The 10,247-nt window shown below is 48.0% G+C and carries 9 protein-coding genes; 5 read left to right on the plus strand and 4 right to left on the minus strand.

From position 1 onward, the window contains the following. Window positions 1-277 precede the first annotated feature (277 nt). Together V0288_RS15480 and V0288_RS15485 are read left to right on the plus strand one after the other, a co-directional pair. The gene (locus V0288_RS15480; RefSeq protein ID WP_332866030.1) at window positions 278-1,396 is read left to right on the plus strand and encodes a HindVP family restriction endonuclease; all 1,119 of its coding nucleotides are present in this window, start codon (window positions 278-280) and stop codon (window positions 1,394-1,396) included. A 5-nt stretch (window positions 1,397-1,401) separates the two neighbouring features. Continuing rightward, window positions 1,402-2,406: a DNA cytosine methyltransferase gene (locus V0288_RS15485; RefSeq protein WP_332866031.1), complete on the plus strand. Its 1,005-nt coding sequence runs from the start codon at window positions 1,402-1,404 to the stop codon at window positions 2,404-2,406. A gap of 51 nt (window positions 2,407-2,457) precedes the next feature. On the opposite strand, the gene V0288_RS15490 is transcribed toward V0288_RS15485, so the two are convergent. From V0288_RS15490 to V0288_RS15505, 4 genes are all read right to left on the minus strand, one after another. Beyond that, window positions 2,458-2,661, minus strand: a complete 204-nt coding sequence (locus V0288_RS15490) for a hypothetical protein (protein ID WP_332866032.1) — start codon at window positions 2,659-2,661, stop codon at window positions 2,458-2,460. A 228-nt stretch (window positions 2,662-2,889) separates the two neighbouring features. Then, window positions 2,890-5,238: a GH116 family glycosyl hydrolase gene (locus V0288_RS15495; RefSeq protein WP_332866033.1), complete on the minus strand. Its 2,349-nt coding sequence runs from the start codon at window positions 5,236-5,238 to the stop codon at window positions 2,890-2,892. A gap of 201 nt (window positions 5,239-5,439) precedes the next feature. Next, window positions 5,440-6,789 carry a TIGR03279 family radical SAM protein gene (locus tag V0288_RS15500; protein ID WP_332866034.1) on the minus strand — a complete coding sequence of 450 codons (1,350 nt, stop codon included), beginning with the start codon at window positions 6,787-6,789 and terminating at the stop codon, window positions 5,440-5,442. Window positions 6,790-6,795: 6 nt separating this feature from the next. Beyond that, on the minus strand, window positions 6,796-7,413 hold the full coding sequence (locus V0288_RS15505; RefSeq protein WP_332866035.1) for a hypothetical protein: 618 nt from the start codon (window positions 7,411-7,413) through the stop codon (window positions 6,796-6,798). A 146-nt stretch (window positions 7,414-7,559) separates the two neighbouring features. Between V0288_RS15505 and V0288_RS15510 the strand changes: the two genes are divergently transcribed. From V0288_RS15510 to thrB, 3 genes are all read left to right on the plus strand, one after another. Continuing rightward, window positions 7,560-8,543 carry a GntR family transcriptional regulator gene (locus V0288_RS15510; protein ID WP_332866036.1) on the plus strand — a complete coding sequence of 328 codons (984 nt, stop codon included), beginning with the start codon at window positions 7,560-7,562 and terminating at the stop codon, window positions 8,541-8,543. Window positions 8,544-8,631: 88 nt separating this feature from the next. After that, a complete protein-coding gene (locus V0288_RS15515) occupies window positions 8,632-9,342 on the plus strand; it encodes a superoxide dismutase (protein WP_332866037.1) in 711 nt (236 codons plus the stop codon). Window positions 9,343-9,344: 2 nt separating this feature from the next. Beyond that, window positions 9,345-10,247: homoserine kinase (thrB, locus tag V0288_RS15520; protein WP_332866038.1), on the plus strand; the 903-nt coding region annotated here is incomplete at its 3' end.

The raw sequence follows: 10,247 nt of genomic DNA on the forward strand, positions 1-10,247 counted from the left end.
TCATCAATAGCCGGCGGGGATGAGGGGGTATGCCCGCGTTCGATCGAGAGGATGACTTCCCCGCGGGAGAGACGGAAATGTGGGTTGATGGAGGGGTTAGGTTCGGTTCTGAAACGAAAGCCACGGTAGAATAGGAGACAAAACGCTCGATCGATCTCGCGCTTCGGTAGTGGTAGTCTATTCCATGACCGGATCGCCTTTTCAGACCGTACAGATCTATTGATAGTCCTTCCAATCCATCGCTAAAAAAATCCTTTGTTCGTATCCAATTACTCAGATGACATTAACTCAAGGAAATTTATTCGGATTTGAGCCAAGTTTGTTTGGCTTGGGCATAGGTCGCTCTAATAGAGATTTTTCAAAAGAGGCCAGTTGGGGCAAGAATAAATTTAATAATGCTTTTCCAGTATCTCTGGCTTGTTACATGGCGAGTAAAGGATTACAGCCAGTTTATTTAACTTTAGATGAAAGTTCAGTAATTAAACATACAAAAATAGAGGTTGATCGAGTGTTCGGTTTGGAACCATTTTCATCCAATCTTTATTTCTCGTTTGAAACGGATTTTACGCCTTACAGAACAATCGTTACAGGGAAGTTTCCAAGAACCGATCTAGTTACCTTGGACAAAGCCAATAGAAATAATTGCCTTCGATGTTTGGAGGTAAAGCTCACCGCTTTGCCCGACAACTCAACCTATAGACTTCCAGAAAGTCGGTATGGTTGCGAGATTGTTGTTAGACCTAATACGATTATTTATTTAGCGCTAGGGATCGCGTACAAGTTTCAAAATTCTCCAGAGACATTACTGAATTATCTAGATCCTAATTCTGTTCGTGGAGATTTAGAATGGTGGAATATAGAAAATATTATTAATTATATTTTAGATTTAGCCGATGATATAGATCGCATTTTACTTTCAGCCTTGCATTTGCAAGAACCATTCGTTTTACAACCGATCTGGAAAACGATCGGCAAAACAACTAAGCTACATGAAGATTGTTTGGATATATTTGTCTGGAGTGATTTCGCGTTTACACGGCTTTTTTTTAATGCGGCTCGGGATGCTTTAAGTAAAAGTAAAAAACAAGAACAAGAAATCGATCGATACGCTCGATCGATTATTTGGCTTTCGAGAATGCTTCTAGATTTTGCCATGATGGGAAGAATTCCTCATGAAGACATTATTAAAACCTTTTCCTATAAAGCTCAAACTGATAAGGCATTTGCCTTAAACGGTTCTAATACGAATCAGTATATGTCTTGTGCGGAATTAACAACTCCTAGAATCAAGAAAGATGAAATTAAAAATATAATTTTGGGAGGGGGACAAAATTATCTTAGTCCAGAAAGAAGATTTGATGCCGCTCTCTTAGGTAATCCAGAGTTATTCGCTTAAAAAATATGGGCATTGATTTAAAAGATTTTAAAGTGGTAGACCTTTTTTCAGGTTGTGGCGGATTCTCGCTAGGACTTCAAAATGCAGGATTTAACGTAGTCGCTGGATTTGACAACTGGGAAGCGGCTATTGAGGTTTATCAGAAAAATTTTAGCCATCCAGTTTTTGCTGTCGATCTCGAAAAGCTTCCAGGCGATTATGATTGTATACGTGAATTCCAACCGAGTATTATAGTTGGGGGTCCACCTTGTCAAGACTTTTCCAGCGCGGGAAAAAGAGATGAAAGTCTCGGCAGAGGAGATTTGACAATGACATTTGCAAAAATTGTCACCGATCTTAAGCCTCGATTTTTTATCATGGAAAATGTAGACAGATTTGTGAAAAGTGAAAAATATCAAGAAGCGAAAAAAGTTTTTGAACTGGCTGGCTATGGACTGACAGAAAAAATCGTTAATGCAAGTTTTTGTGGTGTTCCGCAAAATAGAAAAAGATTTTTTTGGATCGGTGATATAAATGGAAAACATCAACAAATAGAATTTTATCTTGACAAAAATATGTCCAAAAAAGCCATGACCATTAGACAATATTTTAATCAAATAAATAAGCCTTTAAATTTTGAACATTATTACAGACACCCAAGAAGCTATAAAAGACGTGGTGTATTTAGTGTTGATGATCCTAGCCCAACAGTTAGAGGGGTTAATCGACCTATTCCTAAAACATATCGATCGCATTCTGGAGATTCAGCGTTGATAACATCAGCTATACGTCCTTTAACCACCCTGGAAAGAAGCTATCTACAAACTTTTCCAGAAAACTTTATTTTTACTGGCTCTAAAACCGATATCGAACAAATGATTGGCAATGCTGTTCCTGTTAAGCTTGCTGAATATGTCGCTCGCTGTCTTGTCGAATATATTGTAGATCGTGATCTTCAAGACTCGAACCAATTCGCTCAGTTTAAACAAACTAGTCAAAATTTTATTCAACTCTCTTTACTAGAAATATGAAAAGTCGAACAATTTTCAGTAATGTAAGAACACGGGGATCTCGACACTTTTTTACTTTGTCAACCTATGCGATCGCAAATGCAATAGAGCAAGAAACTCGGCTAATTCTATTAATCCCTCGGCCTCTTTTCTTTCCGAGACGGTTAACGTTTCTCCCGCGTCTTGTCGATCGAGCAGAAATTGCAAACGTTCCTGAACCGCTTCCGGGAGTTGAAAACGAGTCAGTTCGATCGGTATCTCGATAACTTCGGACATACAATCAAACCTTTACAGAGATACGGTTATTGTAGTCGATCGTCCCTCCAAAAGCGATCGATCGGCTACCGAACTCGATCGAATTGGAAATCTTCGCCAAAAGTACGACTTTCGCGACAGAATCAGAGAGTTTAGCCGTAGGTAACAATAGATATTAGAAGAGAAAGATCTTCGGCAAGTTCTCAACTACAGCGAGAACTCACCGAACTGAAAACTACTGAAAAATCGCTAAAATCCCGTTAACATCCCGTAAATCGCCCAGATCGCCATCGCGCGGAGATAATGCGAGGCTCGGAACGTTCCCGCCGCGGTAATCGCCTCCGGGGTGCGGAACTGTAAGCCATTCTCGTATACCTGTCGCACCACGGCCTCGGTAATTTTCATCCCCTCCTCTTTCATCCCCATCTGGATTAAAAAGGCCGCCAACCCGAAATTAATTCCCGTCCAGACTTCTAACGGGTGGGTCGCGTCGGGATTCTCCGGGGTTCCATCGGGACGTAACCCGTTAGCGGCGCCGAATTTCCCCTCGTAAAATTTGAGGAAACAGGCGGTATAAATCTTTCTTAAGGAGGATTCGGTATACTGGCTCTCTACAACGTCCGGTAACGCCAACAATCGCGCGTAGAATTGACCGCACAACTGATCCGTCATCACCACGTCGGAACCGCTACCGCTATCGAGGCGATAATATTCCCCGTTCCAGAGTGTCTCGTGATACACGGCCCGCGATTGGTGTAGCCATCCCGCGAAGACCGCGGTATCTTCTTCGAGAATTTCGCCGATTTTTAGCGTCGCTTCCAGCGCGGCTATCCATAATCCGCCACAATAAGCACTGATGCCCTGTAATCGCCAATCATCGAAGGTTTGATCCGGCGCACCGGAGTTTTCGGGGATACCGTCGTTGTCGAGGTCGAAAGTTTTCAGATAGTGCAGGGTTCGGACGATCGAATCCCAACATTCTCGCAGGAAATCCACGTCTTTCGCGCCGGTTAATAGATAATCCCGGTAAACCAGTAGAACGAAGTCACTTCCGAGGTCTTTCCACAGATTACAGTCCTGATAGCTGGTGTAATTGCTTTTTGCCCAGGGGTGTTCGTTGGGAGCGCCGAGATCGTGGGGGGTGGCGTTTTTCGCCTTGCGAATTGCCGAAGCTTGGTTATAGCCGATAATTCTCGGGGTTTCGTCTTCGGTGGGGATGGCGCGGGAGAAAGCTTCCATTACCGCCTTTTCTAGCCGCGGCCAGAGCATTAATAAGCCGAAAGAACCGTAGAGACGGACATCGAGACTCTCGTACCAACGGTAATCGATACATTCTAGAACGCCGAACTGCCCGATCGGATCGTCCTCGCTCGCGGCCGTCCAGAGACTTCCCCCGTCCGCGAGCAGGTATAATTCGTTAAATAAGGCCATTTTGAACCAATCGGGGAGATCCGATCGCTCTAAAATCGGTTTCTGCCAATCGATAATATTTTTCCGCCACGTATCGCCGTGTTTTAGTGCCGTCCGCACCATCGACCACGCGTTATGACCGTTGCGACCGAAAAAATCCGTATAGCGGCGATAGTAATTGATACCCTGAGCGAATTCGGTCACGGGGAAATCCCACGCTACAATAAAGGGAATTTTCTTCATTTTTCCCGGACGGATCGTGAAACGGATGGCCATCGCGGTCGCTGTCTGTTCCCCCTTTCTCGCGGGAGTTTCGTCCTCTATATCCGGTAAAGAACCATTCATCGCGAAATGATCCCAAATTTCCGAACCATCGCCGTCGGGGTTCCATTTTCCCAGATAGAAAACGTCTAGCGTCGGATTGGTAATACTCGCGATCGCGATCTGTCCGTCTCCTTCTCCCGGTTCCTCGTGATTCCGTCGCAAAACGCACCCCACCCGGAAGTTATCGACAATCCATTGATTGTAATTTCCCTCGCTTTCCCCGCATTTCGGTCGGTATTCATAGACGGGACTGCCATCGTCGCGAACCTGGACGGTGGGGGATTTCACCGCGTTAGTAAACCAGCCGACCGTGTTCTGCCAGGTGAGGAGGATACTGATAGTAATCGGTTTATCGGTGGGATTGTGTGCCGTCCACTCGAATATAGCGATCGGGTAGCTAGATTCTTGATAATTTCCCGCCCAAATCGGCGAAAATTGCTCGCATACGAGTTCCGTTTCAAAAACTCCCCGATATTCGTACCAAGCGCGGGGATATAGTGCCGAATAGGTTCCCCGCTCTTTCGGATACCACGACCACCGCGATAATTTGCCGTCTTCGGGAGCTTCCGTCGCCATCGCGTAGGCTCTCGCAGTTCCGTCTTCTGTTTGCTCAAAAACGCTGAATTGACAGGCGGGAAGGCTCTTAAACGTGTGTTCTCCCCCGTCGAGATGCCAGAGATTGAAATCTCCCTTCGAGGAACGTCCGATACAACCGGCCCCGAATCCCCCTAACGGCATCCCGTGCCACGGCCCGTCGTCGAGGTTGCTCGCGTAACGTACCGTGTAGGGTTTCTCCCATCCTTTACCGATGGGACGTTGCCACGCGGGGGAGGGAATTTCGGGTCGGGAGATGGGGGTAAGCATAGGGAACTGTTTCGGAATTGCTCGATCGATTTAACCACATCGACGGTAATTCCCCAAACAAGATTCCGTTTATCGAAATTTCCCGGTAGCCTCGATCTTTCCAGATGGGAGCGCTGTGGTCTCGATCGTCAGTCCGGAAGAACTCGCCATTTTCGAGGAAGTCATTCAAAGGAAATAAGCGATCGAAGACGTGTTCTATAATCAAGAACTTGAAGCCATATCCTTAATACAGGTTTCCATCAACTCCTCGACACCCATCACCGGAAAAATCGGTACATTCAAGCGACTCGCTACCGTTTCCAATCGCGTATCGTCTAGAAATACCGTATCCCCATCTTTTAACATCACCGACGGCAGTAATATTCCATCGCCCAGATTGCGATCTTTTAATCCGTCGATCAGATCTTGCCCAGTTAATAATCCCGTCACCGTGATTTCTTGTCCCCAATAATTACTATTCAACGCGACTAATTCCACGGTTAAGCCTTCCACCTGATTCAATCGTTTGACTAACGGTTGAAAAGCGTGTTCTACCGCGTTGCCAACTACCCATGTCCATCTTCTCGCGGGGAATATTTTTTGGGGCAAGAACTTTTTCGCTGTTTTTTGAAAATCCCGAATAAACTGACGGATAGAACCCACCCCGTTACCGATTTGGGGGTAATCTTCATAATGAGATTGTGGGGGTAAATCCATCCTCGCGATCAGGAACCATTCATCGGCTAACCACACCACGTTACTCTCGAATTCCTGACGGAATTTTTTCTGTAAGATTTGTACCTGCGCGATAACTTCCCGCGCTTTTTCAGTCGTCACGGGAATTAATTCATCCTCCGCGGGACGGAAACGGGTTAACCCCACGGGAACCACTGCCACGGATTCGACAGCGGGAATATCTCCCCGATGGAAAGAGACGAGATCGAGCAGGGTTCTTTCGAGGTGTATGCCATCATTAATCGTCGGACATACCACCACTTGCGCGTGAATCTGTAACTGTCTTTCTTGAAACCATTTGAGATTGTCTAAAATCTGTCCGGCGCGGGGATTTTTTAATAAACGAATTCGGACATCGGGTTCGGTCGCGTGAACGGAAACGAAGAGGGGAGAAATCCGCATCTGTTCGATACGTTGCCATTCTCTCGCGGTGAGATTGGTGAGGGTTAAATAACTACCGTAGAGAAAACTTAAGCGGTAATCGTCGTCTTTGTAATAGAGGGTTTCCCGTTTGCCTTCCGGCTGTTGGTCGATAAAGCAGAAAGGACATTTATTGTTACACTGGATTAAGCCGTCGAATAAGGCAGTCTCGAACTCTAAGCCTAGATCTTCGTTATAATCTTTCTCGATTTCTAGTCGGTGTTTTTTGCCTTTCGTGTCGAGAACTTCGAGGGTTAAAAATTCATCGGCACAGAGGAATTGATAGTCGATTAGATCGCGGGGACGGGTTCCGTTAATGGACTCGATCGCATCTCCCACCTCGAAACCGATTTCCGAGGCGATCGAATCGGGAATCACCCGACTAATTTTCGCGGGACGAATGGTTAACTCGCTCATATTTCTCTATGCCGCCACCCAAGTATCTAACTGTATCTCGCACTGTTGAAACATAAAATTGATCGCGCCGAATAAACTATCTAACTCGGAAATATAGTAAGGGTTCGTATTTTTGGTAAACGTGTTACCTTCTAATTTTCCGAACTGCCATCCCGTTCCATTAGAAGCGATACCGTGAATGACGATCGATCTCTCGTTCAATTGTCTCGCCGCGATCATTTCCGCCAAACATTGACCCCAAGCGGCATCGAATTTATCCTGCTTCGCTTCCACTAATAATAAATAAGGTTTATCGAAAACCACTTTCCCTAACGGCGATCGCTGTGCTATAATATATTCGGGGAACCCTGTCAGATTATTATCATAACACAAAGCTTGATGGCTCCAGATCAGAAACTTCTCCCGATAACTTTTCCACACTTCTTTTAAAACGGGATAGATCAAATTCTCACAGATGGCGTACTCGGAATTATCCACCATTCCCTCGCGCATCATAAACGCGAGATCTTCACGAAAATAGTCAGAAATCGGGAACGCGATCTCGCGAACGAAATTTTCTTCGCGATAGTAGACCTGAAATTCCTTAACCGTATCGCCGAGACTCTTGTAGCTACTGAAAGACATGACGTGTAACTCCCGAACCGTCGTCGCTTTCCCATTCTAGTAAATTCCCGCGACGCTAGGGAACAGAAAGGGGCTAATCGAGATCGGATCACAGGTGACTGATAAAATGGCACTCAAAGCCACTCCCACCCGATCGAGATGACGTGATGCAGTTCCAAATCCAAGCCGATAGCGAGATTCCCGCCTCCAAGCAACTGTTAGATCAGATCCGTTTCGCGATCGCCTCCCGCCAGTATTCGCCGGGGCATCGTTTACCGAGTACCCGGCAACTGGCGATGATCACCGGACTGCATCGTAACACCATCAGTAAAATCTACCAACAACTCGAAGAGGACGGATTGGTAGAATCGGTGGCGGGTTCCGGCATTTACGTGAAAGCGCGCGGACACGAACGCGGCAATCTCTTGGGTTCTCCCCTCCTGCAACAGAACCCGCGACTGGGAAAATTAATCCAGGAGAGTTTAGACAGTTTTCTCGCCGAGGGGTTAACTCTCTCGAAAATTCGCGAGTTATTGCTGGCGGAAATCGACTGGCGTTCCCGTTGTAGCGCGCGGGTGGTGGTGACGATTCCCAAACACGATCTCGGCGCGGGAGAATTGATGTTATCGGAATTGGAACAGGCGCTACAGATTCCCGTGGAGTTAGTCCCGCTCGAAAATCTAGAGGCGGTTCTCGCGGAAACGAAATCGGCCACGGTGGTCACTAGCCGTTATTTTATCAGCGTGGCCGAGGCGATCGCCGCCCCCTACCATCTTCGCGTCATCCCGATCGATATCTACGACTACGCCAAGGAACTGACGACGATCAAAAAATTACCCGCGGATAGTCGCCTGGGTATCGTCAGCATCAGCCCCGGCATTATCAAGGTAGCGGAAATCCTCATCCACAGTTTACGCGGTGACGATCTACTGGTAATGTCGGCGCAAACGAGCGACGCGGAGAAATTACGGGTACTGGTGCGGACTTCCCACACGATTATGAGCGATAAAGCCAGTTACTCGCTGATTAAAAATACCATCGCCGAAATTCGATCGGACTTGATCCGTCTCCCGGATATTATCTGTAGCGACAATTATATCGGCGATCGATCGATCCAACTCCTACGCCGGGAATTGGGATTAGGCGGATAAGTTCGCTCTCGTCCCCCGGAGGCGAATCACCCCCGCGCGATCGACTCGCCGGATAATAGAGAGCGAAGAGATTTATCCGGTGAAAGTAATGGCTATCGCTCGTCGTCAATTTCTCTATCTATTGGGCGCGGCCGCGGGAACCTCCGCCTGGGGATTCTTACCCCGTCCCGCGAGTGCCGCCAGCGGCCCCCACGCGCTCATCCCTCTCCCCTACCCCTACAACGCCCTGGAACCCTACATCGACAAGGAAACGATGCAGTTCCACCACGATAAGCATCACGCCGCCTACGTCAACAATCTCAACAACGCGCTCGCGAAATATCCCGAACTCCAACAAAATAGCGTCGAGGAATTGGTTCGCGGTCTCGATCTTCTTCCCGAGGACATCCGTACCACCGTCCGCAACAATGGCGGTGGCGATCTCAACCACACTTTATTCTGGCAGATCATGTCCCCCAACGGCGGCGGACAACCGAAGGGAGAAATCGGTCAAGCTATTATTCGGAAATTCGGAAATTTCGACGCTTTTCAAACCGCGTTCGAGGGAGCGGGCGCGAAAGTATTCGGTAGTGGTTGGGTGTGGTTAGTGGTCAACAAGGCGGGAGATCTGGAGATAATGACCACTTCCAACCAAGATAGCCCGCTCATGAAAGGATTTAAACCGATCCTCGGCAATGATGTCTGGGAACACGCCTATTACCTGAAATATCGCAACCAACGGGGCGAGTATTTGAAACAGTGGTGGAATGTGGTTAACTGGGAGGAGGTAAATCGACGCTATTTGCAAGCGAAAGCCTGATCATGTCTACTTTCACCGTTACGGTTCCCGCCACGACCGCGAATCTGGGGCCGGGTTTCGACTGCCTCGGGGCGGCCTTACGTTTATACAATCATTTCACCTTTACCGTTCTCCCGGAAACGGTAGAAAAAAAGCTCACCATTCGAGTCAAGGGCGCGGAATCGGCGAAAGTGAGTGAAAGCGAGGATAATTTACTCTATCGCTCTTTCTTACGCGTTTACGATCGCCTACAACTCGTCCCTCCCCCGATCGAGGTAGAGATCGATCTCGGCGTTCCCCTCTCCAGGGGATTGGGCAGTTCGGCCACGGCGATCGTCGGCGGGCTGGTCGGCGCAAACCGTTGCGCGGGCGACCCTTTCCCCGTTTCGGTGATCCGGGATCTGGCGATTGCCATCGAGGGACACCCCGATAACGTGGTTCCCAGTCTCCTCGGTCACTGTCAGCTATCGGTGGGCGATTACACGAATTGGCAAATCTGTCAAGTACCTTGGGACGAAAATATTATCCCCGTGGTGGTGATTCCCGATTTCGAGCTATCCACGGAAAAAGCGAGGGCGGTTCTCCCGAAAGAGATCAGCCGTCAGGACGCGATTTTCAACGTTTCCCGGCTGGGTTTACTATTGCGGGCCTTGGAAACGGGCGACGGCGATCGATTACGCGTGGCGCTCGACGATAAAATCCATCAACCCTACCGGAAATCCCTAATTCCCGGCTACGACGCGGTACACGAGGCCGCCCAAAACGCCGGCGCGTTCGGGATGGTGATTAGCGGGGCCGGCCCGACTTTACTCGCCCTATCTTCCCCAGAATCGGCTTCTAGCGTGGCCGCGGCGATGGAAAAAGCTTGGTTTAACGAGGGAGTTACGGCGAAGGGATTAATTCTCTCGTTAGATACATCGGGCGCG

The organism is Pannus brasiliensis CCIBt3594 (assembly GCF_036688125.1).
Classification (GTDB): Bacteria; Cyanobacteriota; Cyanobacteriia; order Cyanobacteriales; family Microcystaceae; genus Pannus; species Pannus brasiliensis.